Origin of the sequence: Micromonospora sp. WMMD730 (genome assembly GCF_049178955.1) — a bacterium.
Taxonomy (GTDB): Bacteria; Actinomycetota; Actinomycetes; order Mycobacteriales; family Micromonosporaceae; genus Micromonospora; species Micromonospora wenchangensis.
In genome coordinates, this window is the sequence record NZ_JBMHML010000002.1 from 4,464,075 (window position 1) to 4,481,518 (window position 17,444).

The 17,444-nt window shown below is 69.6% G+C and carries 13 protein-coding genes and 2 pseudogenes; 6 read left to right on the top strand and 9 right to left on the bottom strand.

What is annotated here, in order from left to right:
• Window positions 1–66 precede the first annotated feature (66 nt).
• The 4 genes and pseudogenes from ACN265_RS19125 to ACN265_RS19140 all read right to left on the bottom strand — a co-directional run.
• A pseudogene (locus ACN265_RS19125) lies at window positions 67–693 on the bottom strand (IS701 family transposase); the annotation flags it as partial.
• A gap of 219 nt (window positions 694–912) precedes the next feature.
• Complete coding sequence (locus ACN265_RS19130; protein ID WP_421408805.1) at window positions 913–2,307, bottom strand: hypothetical protein; 1,395 nt, start codon at window positions 2,305–2,307, stop codon at window positions 913–915.
• Between the two features lie 264 nt (window positions 2,308–2,571).
• Complete coding sequence (locus tag ACN265_RS19135; RefSeq protein ID WP_421408806.1) at window positions 2,572–2,937, bottom strand: hypothetical protein; 366 nt, start codon at window positions 2,935–2,937, stop codon at window positions 2,572–2,574.
• 126 nt (window positions 2,938–3,063) lie between these two features.
• Complete coding sequence (locus tag ACN265_RS19140) at window positions 3,064–4,041, bottom strand: DUF4192 domain-containing protein (protein WP_421408807.1); 978 nt, start codon at window positions 4,039–4,041, stop codon at window positions 3,064–3,066.
• Between the two features lie 613 nt (window positions 4,042–4,654).
• On the opposite strand from ACN265_RS19140, the gene ACN265_RS19145 reads away from it, so the two are divergent.
• Window positions 4,655–5,776 (top strand): glycosyltransferase, encoded by a 1,122-nt coding sequence (locus ACN265_RS19145; RefSeq protein WP_421408808.1) that lies wholly within the window; start codon window positions 4,655–4,657, stop codon window positions 5,774–5,776.
• On the opposite strand, the gene ACN265_RS19150 is transcribed toward ACN265_RS19145, so the two are convergent.
• On the bottom strand, window positions 5,773–7,161 hold the full coding sequence (locus ACN265_RS19150; protein ID WP_421408809.1) for a LysM peptidoglycan-binding domain-containing protein: 1,389 nt from the start codon (window positions 7,159–7,161) through the stop codon (window positions 5,773–5,775). The genes ACN265_RS19145 and ACN265_RS19150 overlap by 4 nt on opposite strands.
• A 168-nt stretch (window positions 7,162–7,329) precedes the next feature.
• On the opposite strand from ACN265_RS19150, the gene ACN265_RS19155 reads away from it, so the two are divergent.
• Both ACN265_RS19155 and ACN265_RS19160 read left to right on the top strand, forming a co-directional pair.
• Window positions 7,330–9,255 carry an Hsp70 family protein gene (locus ACN265_RS19155; RefSeq protein ID WP_421408810.1) on the top strand — a complete coding sequence of 642 codons (1,926 nt, stop codon included), beginning with the start codon at window positions 7,330–7,332 and terminating at the stop codon, window positions 9,253–9,255.
• A gap of 99 nt (window positions 9,256–9,354) precedes the next feature.
• Window positions 9,355–10,212: a hypothetical protein gene (locus tag ACN265_RS19160; RefSeq protein ID WP_421408811.1), complete on the top strand. Its 858-nt coding sequence runs from the start codon at window positions 9,355–9,357 to the stop codon at window positions 10,210–10,212.
• Window positions 10,213–10,597: 385 nt separating this feature from the next.
• Here the strand turns inward: ACN265_RS19160 and ACN265_RS19165 are convergent, their stop codons facing one another.
• The 3 genes and pseudogenes from ACN265_RS19165 to ACN265_RS19175 form a co-directional block, all read right to left on the bottom strand.
• Entirely contained in the window at window positions 10,598–11,035 is a 438-nt protein-coding gene (locus ACN265_RS19165) for a hypothetical protein (RefSeq protein ID WP_421408812.1), read from the bottom strand.
• A 290-nt stretch (window positions 11,036–11,325) separates the two neighbouring features.
• Window positions 11,326–12,000 carry a hypothetical protein gene (locus ACN265_RS19170; RefSeq protein ID WP_421408813.1) on the bottom strand — a complete coding sequence of 225 codons (675 nt, stop codon included), beginning with the start codon at window positions 11,998–12,000 and terminating at the stop codon, window positions 11,326–11,328.
• Window positions 12,001–12,141: 141 nt separating this feature from the next.
• Window positions 12,142–12,402: pseudogene (locus ACN265_RS19175) on the bottom strand (cyclic-phosphate processing receiver domain-containing protein); the annotation flags it as partial.
• A gap of 509 nt (window positions 12,403–12,911) precedes the next feature.
• Here ACN265_RS19175 and ACN265_RS19180 point away from each other — a divergent pair.
• Window positions 12,912–13,391 (top strand): tyrosine-type recombinase/integrase, encoded by a 480-nt coding sequence (locus tag ACN265_RS19180; protein WP_421411529.1) that lies wholly within the window; start codon window positions 12,912–12,914, stop codon window positions 13,389–13,391.
• Between the two features lie 81 nt (window positions 13,392–13,472).
• Entirely contained in the window at window positions 13,473–15,488 is a 2,016-nt protein-coding gene (locus tag ACN265_RS19185) for a hypothetical protein (protein WP_421408814.1), read from the top strand.
• Window positions 15,489–16,114: 626 nt separating this feature from the next.
• On the opposite strand, the gene ACN265_RS19190 is transcribed toward ACN265_RS19185, so the two are convergent.
• Window positions 16,115–16,873, bottom strand: coding sequence for a relaxase domain-containing protein (locus tag ACN265_RS19190; RefSeq protein ID WP_421408815.1), 759 nt, complete (start codon window positions 16,871–16,873; stop codon window positions 16,115–16,117).
• 139 nt (window positions 16,874–17,012) lie between these two features.
• On the opposite strand from ACN265_RS19190, the gene ACN265_RS19195 reads away from it, so the two are divergent.
• Window positions 17,013–17,420: a hypothetical protein gene (locus ACN265_RS19195; protein ID WP_421408816.1), complete on the top strand. Its 408-nt coding sequence runs from the start codon at window positions 17,013–17,015 to the stop codon at window positions 17,418–17,420.
• The last annotated feature ends 24 nt before the right edge of the window (window positions 17,421–17,444 follow it).

The following is a 17,444-nucleotide window of genomic DNA, read 5'->3' on the forward strand; positions in this document are numbered from 1 at the left end:
TCGCTTAATGGCGTCAAGCGGTGGCAAGGCCAACTCGAAGCCGGCAGCGAAATGGGTGTGGTGTCGCCACGTCCGGAACTTCGAGTCCTGCCCGTAGGCCTCGTCAGCGGTCACCCATCTCGCCGGCAGGCCCGCGGTGACGGCGCGTTCGAGCATCCGCAGCCCCAGCGCGGGCTTCGTGGCGAATCCAACGCTGCCGGTGATGCCGGCTTCCTCGCGGCGGGCAGCGTCGTCGCACCAGCCGCGAGGCGGATACAACTCCCGGTCGATCGACGTGCGCCCGGCCGGGCTGGCGTAGGCCAGGAACACCCCGAGCTGGCAATTCTCCGTCCGCCCCGCCGTGCCCGAGTACTGACGCTGCACCCCGGCCGACTTGATCCCCTTCTTCAGGAACCCGGTCTCGTCGACGATCAGCACCCCGTCGTCGTGACCGAGGTGCTCGGACACGTAGGCGAACAAGTCGCGAACAGTGTCCGGGTCCCACGCGGACCTGTTCAGCAGCCGCTGCATCCGGTCCGGCGTCGTATCGCCGGCGGCCTCAGCCAAGGTCCAGCCGTTCTTGGTCGCCAACGGCGACAGCAACCCGACCAGGTATGTCAGCGCCTGCTGGCGAGGCTCTGCCCGCCCGAACCGGTGCGCGAACCGCGCCAACAGATCATCCAGACCCGCCTGCCAGCCCACGATCTCATCGATCAACACAAGCCCGGGAGCCTGCCCTGCCCGTGATCAACCACAACAGACAGACAGTGCGACCACCTCATTCACTGCATGAATAGCATCGACACGCGCAGCTGCACGGCCGGCGCCGCTCACGCGTCGACTACGCCGATGATCTGGCGAAACTCCAGATTAAGCAAGTGCGGCTGGAGTAGCCAGGGATTGCCGGGGTGGATGCCGGCGGACCGTCGAGAGTCAGGCCGCAGGAGCGTCGAGGTAGGCAAGCATCGCTTCCCGGCTGCGCGGCAGACCGTAGTCGCCGACGAGCGACGCGAAGTTGCCGAATGACACGCCGTCGATCAGCCACGCCCCGGGCGAGCGGGCCAGCACCTCGACGAGCCGTCGTTGCCGGGGAGCCAATGCAGCACCGGCCACCCCGGTGGGCAGCCGGCCGTCGGGGAACGCCAGGCGCAGCGCCTCGGCCGCCACCGGCAACGCCTGTTCACCGACGGCGACGCACAGCCGGTCGAGCAGCGCGTCGAACGCCCGATCGGTGTGCCGGGGGCCGAGCAGGCGCAGGGACAGCCCCGCGTACCCGTTGAGGTCGCCGTCGAGGAAGGGCACCTCGGCTCCGCCGGTGGCCGGCCGGTTGTCCGGCTCGGCGGCGGCTGTCCAGGCGAGCAGCTCGTCGACCGTCGCCTCGTCGGCGTTGACGCCGAGCACCCGGGCCCGGCCGATCGCGGCGGCCCAGCGGATCACCGGGCGCGGATCGGCCAGCAGCGCGGCGTCGGGCGCGGCACCGAGCAACCCGGCCGCCACCAGGGCGGTCGCCGCCTCACTCTCATGCGCTTCCATTGCGGCCTCGGCCGCCGGGACGAGCGCGGGGATGCTGCCGGCCGCGTCCTGCGGGAACCAGGCGAGCGCGTACGCCGCACCGGTGCGCAGTCCCGGGTCGGCGTCGGTGAGCAGGTCACGCAAGAGGGGAACGCCGGCCCGCACCGCGTCGTAGACGGTCAGCTCGATGTACGCCCACAGCCGCTGCTGGTCGGCCTCGTCGAGCGACTCCATGTACGTGTACTCGATGTACTCCTTGCGGGTCTCGTCGTCGCCGTGCCACGGGGGCGGTTTGGCGGCGAGTAGTTCCCGCCCGCCGTCGGCCGCCCGACGCAGCTCCACCACCGGGACGCCCTGCGGCAGCCACCTCACGTCGTGGCCCACCGCAAGCACCGTCACCAGGTAGAGCACCAGCTCCCGGTCGGGGGTGGCCGGATCGGCGAGCAACTCCAGCAGGAACGGCACGGCGTAAGCCGACGCCTCGTAACGGGTGCCCTGGTGGAAGATGCTGGCGTAGAGCCCGCCGAAGGCGGCATGGCGCTCTTCCTCGTCGGGCGACCGCAGGGCGTGGAGCAGGCCGGGCACATCGCCAGCCGAGCCGTAGGCGTGACCGAGCCGTACCCAGTCGATGTCGTCGATCCCGTCGAACACGCGCCCATCCTCGCGCACCACACCGACGATCCCCTCGGGCGGGTTGGCGCAGAGCACAGGCAGCGGCGGCCCGGCCGCTCGCCCGGCCGCCGGACTCGGGCCGGTGGTGCCCCGTGCGACGGGGATGCCGTGCGGGGCGACGAACACCTTGTCGGCGCTGTCCATACGCTGCGCCTGCAGGGCCCAGGGCAGCTGGTCCAGGCCGCAGAATGCCGGACAGAGGCGGTCCAGGCCGGGGGACGCCTCGGCGTCATCCGTCTGCGCGGCAGCCAGTCGACCCCGGGCTCCCGCATCGGCCTGGGCGGAACCTGCGTGGAGCTGCCAGCTCTGCATCGCGCCCCAAGCCGGGGTGACCGCCGAGGGGCGCGATGACCACAGTGCTGGAGCGGGTGAGCTGACGCGGCGGCCGCGAGCCCTGTCAGGTGACTGCTACGGCCTCGGGTGGGAGGCGCGTTCTTCGGCGGCGGCGATGACCTTGTCGCGGCGGGCTGGGGTGAGGGCGGCGAGGAGGTCGACGTACTGCTGTTCCTGTGCGGTGATCGGTTCGGCGAACGCCTCCCGGTAGGCCTGTCGGGCTGCTTCGTGGGTGGCTTCGATGGGTCCGTGCCGGTCGTAGGGCAGGGCGATGTCGCGCAGCTGCTGCGCTGCGGTGACGGGGTCGGTGGACAGGGTGGTGTCGTGGATGCGGAAGGTGGCCGGGAGGTTCGGCGGCGGTGATCGCGGTGAGTAGGCACAGGTTGGCTTGGATGTGGTGGGCGAACGCCTCGTTGCGGGTGGGCGTCTCGCCGCGGGCACGCACTGCGGCGCGGCCGGCCTGCCAGTCCAGCCGGGTCTCTTCGGCCCGTTTGGCGAGGGCGAGCAGCATGCTGCGGGTGGGGTCCACGGGTGTTCTCCTGTCGTGTGGGTTGTGTCCGGGTCGGGTTATGCCTGGTCGTACGTGGAGGGCGGCAGTCCGGCCTGGAGGGTTTGCAGGAGCAGGTGGGCGAGTGGGTAGTGGGGGTCGATCTGGAGGGCGCGTTCGACGGCGATGAGGGCCAGGGCGCCGTTGCCGTTGCGCCAGGCGGTGAGGGCGAGGACGGTGGCGGGTGCCGGGACGAGGGGTTCGTCGGCGCGGCGGACGGCGTCGACCCAGAAGGTGATGTGGTCCTCCTCCGGTTCGGTGAGGTCCACGGCGGCGTCTCGTACCGGGGTCTGCGTAAGGAGCAGGGTGAGCCACGCCATGTCGGTGTCGGAGAGTCGTTCGCCGTCGTCGTGTCGGCGTAGGGCGTAGCGGATGGCGTCCGTGCCGGCCTGCTCGACGGCGGTGTTCCCGGCGGCGAGCAGAGTGATGAGGCGGGGGGCCGCATCGACGGTGGCGAGGTGCATGGCGTCGCGGGCGGTGCCGGTGACGGGGGTGATGCGGGCGGCCAGGGCTGCCCGGTTCGGTAGGGCGACCTGCCCGGCGACGGTTGCCTGCACGGTGACGACGCTGGTGGTGGGGTCGAACGGAGTTCCCTCGGGTGAGCAGCAGGTGGGGTCGCCGCAGGTGAGGCTGGTGATCCGGGTGCCGGTGACGCACAGCAGCTGACGGACGGTGATCCCGCTGGCGGCGAACGCCTCGTCGTAGAGGCGCAGCGCCGGGTCGATGCGGTCGACGGGTCCGTAGCCGATGATCACGGTATCGGTGATCTGGTGCTGCCGGTGGATGACCGCTGCCAGGTGTGCGGCGTGGTCGAGGAACTCCTGTGCCGCGGCGTCGGCGGCGGGAAGGTCCCCGCGGGCGGCGAAGACGATGCGGCGGTTCCGCATGGCGATGACGACGGCGCTGCCGTCGTCGGGGTGGAAGCCGAGCAGGTACGGCACTGCGGTAGCCAGATCGCTGGAGGAACGGACGGTGAGCTTCTTGTCGGGGAACGACATGGTGCTGTCCTTGTCTGTGTTGGTGGGAGAAGCCGCAGCCGGGGAGAGAGGGCTGCCCCTGGCGCTGCGGTGGTGCGGGCCGGGTCGGGGCGCGTGCGGCGGTATCACCAGGTGCGACACCGCCGTACGGCGCGGGATGAGGCGAGGCCGGCGGCGACTCACCGGAGGTGGGCCGCCAGGGGGTGGCCCGGGGGCGTGGGCAGCCAAGAGGGCCCCGGGTGCCGCGCCCGGTCTGTCAGCCCTGGTCGGTGGACAGTTCGGTACCGGGGGCGCGGTCGCCGAGGACCCGGACGGTGGTGCTGAGCTTGATCGGGAGGTCCTTGTCGCCCTTTCTCCGCACCACGAAGATCATCTATTAATAGGGTTGCGCGACTCTGGCCGGGTGGCTTGCGGCACACCCGTTGTTTCGTCGCGGTCCAGCCGTACCGCTCGCGATGACGGAGGATTCGGTGCGGTGGCTGACTTTTCAAGTTCGTCAGAAGCGACCTGGGCAGCTGAGAGGATGCAGTCATGACACTTACGGGTTGGTGATGGTCGCGAGCCCCGTGCTGAGTCTGGTGCAGGGACTTGCCGGTTTCCGGGGACAGCGGGCGGGCGGGTAGGGTTCGCCAGAGTGCGGGTTCTTTTCACTTTCATTGGTGGCAGCGGTCATTTTCGGCCCCTTATCCCCTTCGCCCGTGCGGCTCAGGCCGCCGGCCATACCGTGGCCGTGGCGGGCTCTGGGGGCCGGTACGAGGAGATCGCGGCGGCGGGGTTCACGGCCTTCCGTACTAGCGAGCCGAAGCCGCAGCTCGCCGGCGAGCCGGAGCAACGTTTGGAGCCGGTCGACCTGGCTCGCGAGGAGCAGGTTCTTCGCGACGGGTTTGCCGGCCGGGGTGCGCGCCGCCATGCCAAGGCGATCCGGGAGATCGCGCTTGAGTGGAAGCCGGAGGTCATCGTGCGCGACGAGATCGACTTCGGCTCTGCGATCGCCGCGGAGACACTCGGGATCCCGTGTGTGAACGTCATCGTGCTGCTGGCCGGTGGCCTCGCCCGCAAGGAGGTCATCCTCGACCCGATTACTGCGTTGCGCAGGGAATATGGACTCGTACCCGATCCCGAGTTGACCCGTCTCAACGGTCAGCTGGTCATCATGCCCGCGCCGCCGAGCTTGCGCGATCCGCACCACCCGCTGCCGGAGAACACCTTCTGGTGCGCTGCGGGTGACCACGTCCCGCGGCGCACGCGCGCAGCGCGTAAGCCTTTGATCTACTTCACGCTCGGGACGCTCGACACCCACCTGGGAGTCTTCGAACGCGTGCTCGCTGGGCTTCGCGACCTATCTGTCCGCGTGGTGACGACAGTGGGGCGGCGGCTCGATCCCGCCTTGCTCGGAGCGCAGCCGAATCACGTGCGCATTGAGCAGTTCGTCCCGCAAGAGGAGATCCTGGCCGAAGCAGACCTCGTGATCGCACACGGCGGCTCCGGCACGCTGATCGGTTCGCTCGCCCACGGTATCCCCTCCGTGCTGCTCCCGATGGGTGCCGACCAGCCCCACAACACGCGGCGGTGCGTCGAACTCGGCACGGCGCTGGAGCTTGATCCGGTGATGTTCACGCCCGAGGACGCTGCCCGCGCCGCCGCCACGATGCTGCGCGAGGACTCGTACCGGCTCGCCGCACAGCGGATCCAGGATGAGATCAACGCCCTCCCGGAACCTGCGCAGGCGCTCGACCTGATTGAGGCGCTCGCTTAGCCGACACGCACGGAAGCTGACACAGATGTGACCGTCGGGCCATACCTGCGGTCCCGGGGTGGCGCGTGCCTGCCCGCCGCCGGCCGACGGGATATGAGGAAGGGATGGATGTCGACCGGGCGGCGCAGGCTTCGGCCGGGGCCGTACGCCTGTTGACGTTCGTGGCCGAAGACCCAGAAGCGGTGGTCGGGCTTGGCCCGGATACGGGTGCCGGCGGGTGGGGATGGCTCCGGTGTGGTGGTGGGGCGCGGCGCGATCCGCACGATCCGCACGTCAGGGGCCGGTCGCCGGTGACGCTGGTACGCCCTGGTGGTGCCCTTGGGGAGCGGGTGAGCCGGTCGCGGATCTTCGGGAGCATGTCGGCGGTGATCCGGGCCGGCGGCCAGTCGGTGGCGGTCAGCAGCGTCCGGTGTTCCCTGCCGAGCAGGATGCACCGGTGCAGGGTGCGCAGGATGAGGTACTCGTCGCTGTGGGGTGGCCACTGCATGCGGGCGGCGCAGTGCGCGGTGAGGGCGTCGACGTGGGGGTTGCGGGTCGGCGCTGGCGGAGGCCGGTGGTGGTACCGGACGGTGCGGGGTCTGCGGTGGTGGGGTGGTCGGGGTCGCCGGGTTGGCGGCGTGTGGTGGGCGGGCGTCGGCGGGTAGGCGCAGTTCCCAGCCGGGGTAGATGAGGTTGCAGTCGCGCAGGGTGCCGCCGGTGCCGGGGAAGTGGCGGTGTTTGTTCAGCTGGCAGATCTGCGGCCACCGGTTCGCGTCGCCGAGCCATTCCCTGGCGACCTTGGACAGGGTGTCGTGGCGTTCGACGGTGTAGAGGTACCGCTGGTCGGCGACCTGGATGATCGCCGGGCCTGAGGCGGAGGCCTGGCGGGGAACATCGACATGCTCGGCAGCAGCGGCGGGGGTCGACGGCCGGTCAGGTGTTGCCGCCGCGTCGACGGAGCCTGCGGAGGTGACGGCGAGCGCGGCGGTGCCGGCCAGGCCGAAGACCAGGCGGTGCAGGGGTGACGGCAGGGTGAGCGCCGGGATGCGCCACCGGGTCAGCGCGGTGACGAGTTCGGCGACGAGAAGCAGGGCGAACACCGCCCACAGCAGCCACATCACCCAGAACGCGGCACCGATGAGGACGTCGGGGGTGAACCGTCCGCTGGAGCGCTCGAACCACGCCGGGATCTGCGACCACTCCGGCAACCGCCGCAGCGGGTTCCCGCCGGCGAGCCACAGCACGGCCGGCACGACCACCAGGAGGATGCCGGCGGCGGTAACGACCCGGGCACCGGTGACGACGGTGCGGGAGAGAGGTATCCGACGGTCAGGGGTGCCGTGGGGTGGGTGGACCGTGACCCGTGTGCCGTACTCGGCGAGCCTGTCGCCTCTGTCCGAGGACACCTTCGGCACCCGTCCCTCCCTGCGACTCATCGGTGAAGCTCTCCGCTTACAGGAGAATGCACGTCGCTGGCTATTGCGTCGAGAAGGATTCTCACCATCCGCGCACAAAGGATCACGCGGACAATCAGGGTTGACGTCGCCACACCCCCACGGGCCAGACTGCCCCCCATGCCACACGGGGACACCACGGCAGCGATCGATCTCAGCTCCGCCACCATCGCCGCCACCGTCAACCGCGACGGCGCACGCGTCCCGATCCTCATCGACGGCCGCCTCGTCATGCCCCCCGGTGTCGTCATCGGCCCCACCGGGCACCTCTACGTCGGCGTCGACGCAGCAACGTCCCTCCCGGCGGACCACCGCTTCGTCGACGACCCGACCGCCCTGCTCGGCAAACCCGCCCCCACCGACACCCCACCGACCGACCCCGTGGACCTCCTCGCGGCAGTACTACGGCATGTCGGCCAGCACGCCGCCCACCAGGTCGGTCAGCCGATCACCGCCCTCACCGTGACCATCCCACCGAGCTGGGGGCCACGCCGCCGCCAGCAGGTCACCGAAGCCGCACAGCGCGCCGGACTGCCCTCCCCTGCCCTGGTCACCGCACCCGCCGCGCTCGCCGCCCACGCGACGACCCTCGGCCACCCCACACCCGCGGGCTCCTGCGTCCTCGTCTGCCAGGCTGACCGGCACCCGGCGACCCTCACCGTCCTGCACACCACCGACGGCGGCTACACCGAACTGGCCACCCGAAGCCTCGACGACACCCCCGACCTCGACCACCTCATCACCGACCACGTCATCCACACCGGCACCGGCGACGACGACCCCCTCCGCACCACCGGCGACGATCCCGCCACCGCAAACGACCACCGCGCCCTCACCGACGCCGTCCGTACCGCCCGGCAACTCCTCGTCACCCAGGAACGCGCCCCCGTTCTGCTCCCCGCACCCCGCCAACCCGCGATCATCACCCGCGAGGACGTCACCCGCGCCGCGCAACCCGTCCTCAATGAGATCCCCCGCGCTGTCGCCGACCTCCTCGACGCCGCCGACATCGACACCGGCCACCTCACCGCCGTCATCCTGCGCCCCAACCCCGGCCTGCCCGCCGTCGCCGAGCACCTCGCCCACACCACCGGCACCACCCCCGTCCTCGTCGACCACCCCCACGCCCTCACCGACGGCGCCCTGACCCTCACCGCCCACCGCCAACCCGCACCCCGCGCCACCGCCGCTCGACTACCCCGCGTCCGGCTGCGCATCAGCGACCTCACCGGCACCCTCCTCATCGGCGCCTGCTCCCTCGCCCTGCTCGTGCAGGCCGTCCTCACCGCCGACATCACCATCCACAACACCTGGGTCGTCGGCGCCCGCACCTCCCTGCCGCAACTCGGCACCGCCGGTGCCCTCGCCATGCTCACCGCCATCGCGATCGCCCACCTCGCCCCCACCACCTGGCTCACCGGCCCACCCACCACCCCCACCGAGGAACCCACCACCGGCAGCCTCATCCGCCGCAGCTACCTCGCCGCCGCCGTCGGCGGCACCATCACCGCCACCCTCTACGGCCTCGCCACCGGCACCGCCTTCTCCTTCGACTACACCTCCTACCTCAAATGGACCCTCGGCGGCGCACTCCCCCTCGCCGCCTGCGCCACCCTCATCGCCGCCACCGCACCCCGCATCCCCGCCCACGCCCTCCCCCACTGGCTCACCCTCACCCGCCCCGCCATCACCCACGCCGCCACCGCCACCGCCGGAATCTGGCTCATCCGCGCCGCCTACACCCTGTCCACACCCATCGACCTCACCGGCATGCCCGGCCTCGCCAGCACCATCGGCGCCGCCCTCCTCGGCACCGCCACCGCCTTGACCGTCAGCCGCACCCGCACCATCCGCCTCATCACCGCACCCGGCCTCACCATCGGCTACGCCCTCGTCATCAGCTACAACACCCACAGCGCCCTGATCATCGGCTACCTCGTCGCCCTCACCTGGTGGGGCATCCGCCTCACCGCCGACACCCTGCGACTCGCCTTCCCCCACACCGGGAAGGCCCTCCACCGCCTCATCGACCGTCCCGGCAATTGACGATCCGAGGAAGCGCAGACCAGCGCCGTACGCTGACAGCCCGACGAACCCGCATGCCGGATAAGCGGCGGGGCCCGGCACGGCGTGAAGAGGTTGACTGTGATCAGCTGGCTCACTGGTGTGTGGTCGCGGACGCACGTCGTGCGGATCCTCGACGGCGGTGAGGACGCAGGCCCCCTGGCCGACCGGGCGACCCTGGCCGAACTACGAATCCCCTCCACGATCGAAGCGGCACGAAAGCTGACCACGACCGGCCGCTTCACCGAGAACATCTGCCGTTGCCCCGGCGACACCACCATCGCGCTCCACGATGACTCCGATGAGCTCGTCGCCGCTGCCAGCCTCCACGGCTACGGCAACATCAGCTGGGAACGGCATCGCCTGCACAACGACCTGCACGTGGCAGATCCCGTCGCGCTGCATCTGCTGCTGGCCACCCACGGCGTCCCCGACCAGATCCCGCTGTTCCTGGCACCACTGACCGACCTGCTGAACCTGCACGAAGGACACCCTCAGTTCCGGCCCTCCGGGGACGCCGGCAGGCAGCACCTGACCGAACGTGCCGTCCCCCATGTGCTCCATCCGGCCCTGCTGCCCCTCACCGGCCAACAAGCAGGCGAACTGTCCACCGCACAACTCGAAGCCATGAACAATCAGCTCGCCACCGCCACACCCTCACCAGTCGACCGCGCGGGAATCCTCCTGTCATGGCTTGGTCGCCTCCCCGTCCCCGCCGAGGCCTACTGGGGCGAAGGCGCACTCATCCGGCACCTCCTCGCGGACATCCCCCGGGCCGACATCGCCACCGCAGCCCGTCACACACCCACCGCACACACCGCCATGGGCGTAGTCAACCTGGCCCTACACTCCGGCGACGACGGCACCCTCACCACCGCCATCAGACCAACCCTGCGGCGACTACTTTCAGTCGCCCCGATGCCCCCACGCTCGCGCTGAGCGTTGAACGATGTCGCTACGTCCCGGCGAGTTATGTGAACGCGCAGGTGGTCGGCGAGTTTGCGGATGCTCCACCGTGCGAACGGCTACCCAGCTTCTCGGAGCGGGTGGTGGCCGTCTCGACGACGGATGCCTCGTCATCTGGGCTGATCTGGCCGGGACATCCCTCCCATCGCCCGCCTCGGTCGGATCGGTGAACCGGTGCCCCGACGGGTGACTCTGAGCAGCTGCTGACCTTCTTGATCACTGAGCCGCCGCACGCGTACAAGATCCGTCACACCCTGATCGCCACGACGCCGCCCGACCGACACGACGGGCGGCGTATCAACCAACACCGTGAGCGTTCATGGTCACGGCACAACCCGCACCCGGCCAAAGCTCCCGGTCAGGTCCGCTTGCGGCTCGCGATCTGGTCAGAGAGTTGCCGCACACGGGCGGGGTCCGCGTCCCGGGCAAGGGCGACGTAGTGGTCCATGACCGCCGGCCGGTAACGCACGGGCAACGTCTGCCCCGGGGCGAGTCGGGCAAGCTCGGTGAGCGTGAGGTCTTCGTCTGCGACACCGCGGAACGAGATGCCCTCGGCGGTCTCCACGTCGAACATCAGGACCACGCGAGGATTGCTGTTCACCTCCCGCCAGTCCACGAGAACACCGAGCGCAAGCACCCCCGTACGCAATTCCGCATTGCGTCTGCGTGCACCACTGCTCAGGAGCGGGTTCGGGGCGACGCCCGGGAAGTCAGGCCCGACGCCCAGCGACTCCCGACTCAGGTCAGGCCTGAGCTGCGCCACCATATCGTCGAGCTTCTTCTTCCGACCGAACATCCTGACCCCTCCCTCACCGGTGCCGGGATCTCGGCCTGACGCCTCGCCACCACCGCGACCGTACGTCGCTGGCCATTCCCCTCCGACCCGCGCGTCCCACCGGTTTCAGGAACATCAACCCGAACAGCCACCAATGGACGGCCGAGAGCAACTACAGTAGCAACTCCTGAATCAACGAGGTTGAGCATAACCGGGCGGACGTGAGGATCGTTCTATCTGAACCTGAGGAGGGGTGCGAAGCCACCGTGGATCGTCTCGGACGAGTTGTGGGCCGAGGGCGGGGCGAACCGCTAAGCAGGATGAAAAGGCTGGCGCGGGCCGCCTGAGCCGGAGCGGTGGCTGTCAGTGCGCTTTCGAGGGTCGTAGGCGTCACGCGGTAGGACGGGCCCCCAGATCTCGTCGAAGTCGCCGTCGGCGAGTTTCTGGTCGATGGCGGCTTCGTCGAGCGACGCGCGGACCGCTGACATCGAATGCGATGACGTGAGCGTGGCCAGGTGCCCGAAGCAGTCCCGCCTCCAATTGCGGTAGGTTCTGTTCGGCATGACGTAGTCGACCAGGCGGAGCGCGGACTCGGCGTAGCTGAAGAACGCGCCGTCGAAATGCAGGGCGATCCGGTAGCAGGATCGCACCGTGCGGGCGTACTCAAGAATCGGGCCTCTGATCGGATCGGTTTTGTGCTCGGCATAGGGCAGCATGGTCAGATCGACCGGTCGAGGGTCGACCGCACCGGCCCACAGCGCGGCCACCAGGTCGGACGGTAGCGGATCAGCCGGGTCGGCGAGGCGGTGCGTCAGCCATTCCGCGGAGGCAGCCAGCATACCGAGAGTTCCTCGCACAGAAATCGACACCAGTTTCCGTACGATCGGCGACCGGCTGCCGTCGCTGGTAAAGCCGTGGCCGAAATCGTACTGGTTCGGCTCCCACGAGAAATCGATCGGCGAGCGTGCAATGGAGGGCGGCAGCACAGGGGGCAACCTACCAGTCCCCGGCCGGCCGGGCCTACACCCACCAAGGTGCACGCGGCAACGTGCGGATGCCTTTCAGAGGACGTCTGATTCACGTATTTTGTGCATGTTGTGGTTTTAGGGGTTCTCGCCATGTTGGGGTGGTTTCGGTGGTGAGGCGTTGATGACGCCGATGTCGAGGGGGCGCTTCTCGAACGCGGCCTGTTCCAGGATCTCCACGACCGGCCAGATCGTGTCGTCGCCACCCAAGTCGTGGTCCAGCCACAGCTCGTCCAAGCGCCCGTCCTGGTATCGACTGAGAAGCTCGACTCCGGCAGCGCTCGTCCGGGCCACCTCCGCGTTACGGCCGTCCACGAACGAACGAAGGTCATCGACCAGAACCACCGATCGGCGGGCATCCACGCAATGATCATGCCCCCGGCACCATCATGACCCGCCATCCGAACTACCACTTCAGGCAGGCTGGCCTTCATCGCAGGTAGTGACACACGGTGCCGCATGGCTATCTCTCCTGCTTCCGCCTCTCCTGTCGTGCTGGCCGATCAACTCGTTGTACGCGCCGCGATGTCGGCCTTCCTCGGCCGTTACCGTGGTCAGACTCGCGTCCACACCGAGCCCGATCTGCGGGTCTTCCCACGCTGGTGCGCCGAGCACGGCCCTCACCCGCCGGCTGCGACGCGGGTGGATATCGAGCGGTACGTGCGCTGACGGCAGGACGTCCGCCGGCACCAGCCCTCGACGGTGTCCCACCGGCTGCCGGTCATGATCGGCTTCTATCGGGTCTGCGTCATCGACGCGATCCTGGAACACTCGCCAGCCGACCACGTCCGCCGACCCTCGGCCTGGGGCACTGCAGTTCGAAGCCCTGATCACCACCGCCCGAGTAGTCCTCGAACCCGAACGACGTCGCCCTGGTCGTCCTCCTGGCCCTGCTCGGCCTGCGGATCTTCGAAGCCTGCGGGTCGAACATCGCCGACCTGGGCGAGGAACACGGCCACCGCGCCCTACGCGTACACGATAAAAGCGGCAAGATGGCCCTCGTCCCGCTACCACCCGTGGTGGCCCGACCTATCGACCGGGCCGTCAACGAGCGCACCGCCGCACCAATCCTTCGCAACATCCACGGCGGGCGGATGGATCGGCACCCCACCACCCGCCGACTCAAGCACCTCGCCCACACGGCGGGAAGCCGGACGCCAAGGATGCACCCCCACACGCTGCGCCACACGTTCGTGACGACCATGCTCGACGCCGGCGTCAACCTGCGCGACGTGCAGATCGCCACCCGCCACGCCGACCCCAGAACCACCATGCGCTACGACCGAGCACGCAAGAATCTCGACCGGCACCCCAACTACATCCTCGCCGCCTACAAGGCCTCCGGAACATAGCCAACGCTCACAGCTCTGCCGATGTGAGTGCGCACGGGGGAGGTCAACAGGCGTGCCCTCCTCGCCGTGCAGAATGGGCGCATGCGGCGCTGGGGTGGCGGAGTTGCGCGTCTCCATGTCATCTGCGGGATTACCGTACTGGGCGGGGTCACCACCAACTTGGTTGTCGACAACGGCAAGGTCAACCTGATCGCCGCGGGCGTCGCCCTTGCCTCGACGATTGTCGTCGCGCTGCTCGGCCGCCGCCAGCCGACCGCACTCGTCACCACGGCGGATCTACTGGCCACCGCGGCCGAGCTCAACGCGGAGGTGCGCCGACAGTGGCAGCGGGAGGCAAACCGCCTGGGGCTGGCCACACCAGACGCGATCCGGTTGCCGCTGGTCTACGAGACTGGACAGTTCGTTGCACCGTCGTCGCAGATCAAAGGCCGGTCGAAGGCTTCGCTGCCGAGACCCCGCGACGTGACGCACATCGGGGAGTTGTACCACGCGCTGCCCTCCGGTCGGCTGATCGTCCTCGGCGAGCCCGAGGCCGGCAAGAGCGCGGCCCTCACGATGCTCGCGTCATGTCAGGACGAGGGCGGTCGTTCCCTGGTGCCGTTCGCGCTCACCCGGTGGGATCCGTTCGGCCAGACACTCGACGAGTGGCTGGCGGAGGACCTCGCGGGGCAGTATCCCGACCTGGTCCAGCCGCAGTCCGCGCGACTGCTCGTCGAGCGCGGGCATGTCGTACCGCTGCTGGACGGCCTCGACGAGATGCCCAGCGCGAATCGGACCAAGGCCATCGAAGCGCTCGGACAGGACGTCTGGGATCGGCCGTTCGTGCTGACGAGCGCTAGGGATGTCTACACCGAGGTGGTGGCAGCGGCCGGCGCACCGATACCACGGGCGGCCGTCATGACGCTGGGCGCGGTCACGGGAGCGCTCGCCGGCGCGTACCTCACGGCCGGCCGCTTCACCGACGCGGCCCGTTGGAAGAGCGTCGCGCCACTGCTGAAGACACCTCTGATGGTGTACCTCGCGCGCAAGGTCTACGACGTACCCGGCGGCGACCCGCGCGACCTGCTGCGACTCGACGGCCGTCGCGCGGTCGAGGAGCATCTGCTGCGCTCCTACCTCGCCGCTGCCTATCGCAACGACGGCCCGCGGCCCGGATGGCTGCACGGCCAGTACACAGCGACGAAGGCGAACTCGTGGCTCGGCTACCTCGCGCGGCATCTACACCGGACCGGGACGACGGACGTCGCATGGTGGCGGCTGGAGACGGTCACCGCAGTGGGCGTGCGGGCGTGGACCGCGGTGGCCGCGTTCGCCGCGACGGCAGGGGTACTGCCGGTCCTGCTGCTCGGCGACCTGCTCGGTACCGTCGGCTCCCTCCTCGTGCTGTGCGTCGGCGGCCTGCTCGGTGCCGCGGCCGGGCTCCAGACCATGAATCTGCGCTCGGGCGAACCGTACGGCACGCCGCCAGGGCATCGACTGCGCGACCTGGGCGGAACCGCCCGCAGCTGGGGCATGGGACTGTACATGCTCCTCGCCATCGGGCTCGGCATCGCGATAGTGACCACCATCGGGAAGCCGACGCCGCTCACGGAGCCCCAACAGCGGCCACTCGCCCTGTACCCGCTGCTGGCGGTACTCATGGGCGGATGGGTCTTCGGGCTCGACGCGGTCCAGGACCGGCTCCGGCGGCCGATCAGCGGACGGGGCAGCCGGACCGGAGTCGCCCGGCTCCTCGCCGCCGACCGCCGGGTCACCGTGGCCGACGCGCTCGTTGTCACCGCCATGACCGGAGTGTTGATCGGCGCCCTCGCCACGGGCCTGGCCGACACCGCACCCGGCGATCCACCGGTCGGCCCCGCCTTCGTACGCGGATTCCTCGTCGGCGTCGGGTACGGCCTGACCTACGCCCTGTTCGGCCGGGCCTGGGGACGATGGCTTATCTACGCCCGGCTGCCGCTACTTCTCGGCCGCCGCCAGCCGGCCCGGATGCTCGCGTTCTGGCAGGACGCTCACCGTCGCGGCGTCCTGCGCCAGACGGGGGCGGTCTACCAGTTCCGCCACGCCCACCTGCTCGACCACCTAGCGCAGCACCGCTGACCGCAACCCCACCATCTGGTCCCATGATCGAAAACGCTCCCGCTCGGGCCGCCGGGGTGACCTCTGGTCAGCCGTCGGCGGGGGCTACGCGGGCCGGAACACAAATCCACAACGCCCTCACAGTGCCGAGGACGACCATTGGATCAGACATATGCCAGCCGCTGACCCACACATGATCACGTGCGCGGATCTGCCGCTGCAAGCGTGTCGCCCGGTCAACCAGATCCTGCTCGCCGCGCTGGCCCTCGGGCTGCTCTGCGTCATCGTCCGGGGCTACCGCATGTGGTGGCAACGCCGACCCACCCGCGCCGACCGACGCGCTCTCGCCGGCACCCCGCCGCGCCCCGCGGCGGCGTCCGCGGTTTGCCGCTCTGGGTCCTGCTCATCGGCGTACCGGTGACCGTGGCAATCGGTTGGGCGCTGCCTCTTTTCGGGCTCACTCTGCTCGCGTTCCTCGTCATCGACGTCGTGGCGGGCGCGGTGTCGCGACGACGTCGTCCGGCCGTGGTCCCCACCTCCCCGCGCCAGCCGGCAGCTGACGCACTGACAGGGGTTCGGCCGTTCATCCCCACGCTGACGGCTGACCGATCGACGTCGACTGCCGTAAGGCGACGTCGGGTGTCCTGTCATCCGATGGCGTTCGCACATCCCGTGTTGCGCCAGAAGTCCTCGTTGTCGAGCAGGGACTGGGGTACTCCGTCGAGTTCGAAGGAGTGACCCGTGGCCGCCCCGGCGGTGTTCCTGATCCGGTAGCCGAGCGCCACGAGACGGTCCGCCAGGTGAGTCTCGACGAGGGCGTCGCACTCGCGCTGGACGTCGTCGTCGGCCAGCGCCGGCTCGTCGGGCTGGGTCAGTGTCCCATCCTCGTCCTGGACGGCGAACAGGCAGCAATGGACGTGCAGCATCGGCGGGATGGGTCCTGCCGCTGCAAAACGGGTGCCGACCGCGTGGGACACCAACGCGGCGACGAACGACCGGGCCGGGCGGACCCCGTCGATCAGCGGGACGCAGCGCATCAGGTGCTCCAGCATGCGGTGGATGCCGGTGCGTGCCGCCTCCTCGATGGCGATCTGCGCCGCAGCGTCGAGCTGCGTCCACGCCATCGACAGGGAGCGGGGGGCCAGGTAGACCAGGCTGTACAGGGCCGGGTCGGGCAGCACCCGTACGCCGCTACGGGCGTGTCGCCCGAGCAGGACGTGCGTCAGGTCGGGTGCGTGAACCGGCGCTCCCGGGCGCAGGCCGAGCTGTTGCAGTGCGTCGTTGCCGCCGAGCCAGGCCGTTGCCTGGACGGCTGTCGTCTGGTCCGCCCGGAAGGCCTGCGGGGAGAGGCCCGGGTCGAGCAGTTCGCTGGTGATCGCGGCTGCGTCGGACTGATCTTCAGACATGTGCTCTCTCCTCGTGGGCGTTCACCCGCCAGCGCTATCACAGTCACGCCATCAGTGATCATCGTGGCTCACCTGTCAGGCTGACTGTCACCGCTACAGTGTGTTGCTCCACTGTCGATAGTCGGGAGGGACGTCGGGCATGGTCACGGGCTCGGACACCAAAGAGATCATCCTGACCTGGCAGCGGGCTGAGCAGCCCGGTGTCGTGGAGTTCGTGGTCACTGAGCAGTACGCCGGTGAGGTGCGGACGCTGCTGGCCGCGCAGCAGGTGGCAGTGCAGCGGAGCCCGGCGGCATTCCGCACCACCGGCAGTGATCTCATGACGACCCTGGTGGCGGTGGCTGACACTCCGGCGGCGTGGGTCGCGGTCGGGATCGGGCTCAAGGCGTTCTTCGACCGGCACCGGGGCAAGCGGATCAAGGTCGACGAGGACGGGTTGACCGACGCGAGTAACTACTCGGCGCGGGACATCGAACGGATCATCCGCGCGCTCGCCCGACCCGACGCTACCGGGGACGGCACCGAGGATTCCCTGACCGACCAGTGACCGGCCAGGCACCGACGAGCTGCT

Coding starts and splice junctions, on each gene's coding strand:
- ACN265_RS19130 (WP_421408805.1), bottom strand. CDS start 2,307: ATGGACAGCGCCGACAAGGTGTTCGTCGCCCCGCACGGCATCCCCGTC.
- ACN265_RS19140 (WP_421408807.1), bottom strand. CDS start 4,041: ATGTCGTTCCCCGACAAGAAGCTCACCGTCCGTTCCTCCAGCGATCTG.
- ACN265_RS19155 (WP_421408810.1), top strand. CDS start 7,330: ATGCCACACGGGGACACCACGGCAGCGATCGATCTCAGCTCCGCCACC.
- ACN265_RS19165 (WP_421408812.1), bottom strand. CDS start 11,035: ATGTTCGGTCGGAAGAAGAAGCTCGACGATATGGTGGCGCAGCTCAGG.
- ACN265_RS19185 (WP_421408814.1), top strand. CDS start 13,473: ATGCGGCGCTGGGGTGGCGGAGTTGCGCGTCTCCATGTCATCTGCGGG.
- ACN265_RS19190 (WP_421408815.1), bottom strand. CDS start 16,873: ATGTCTGAAGATCAGTCCGACGCAGCCGCGATCACCAGCGAACTGCTC.
- ACN265_RS19195 (WP_421408816.1), top strand. CDS start 17,013: ATGGTCACGGGCTCGGACACCAAAGAGATCATCCTGACCTGGCAGCGG.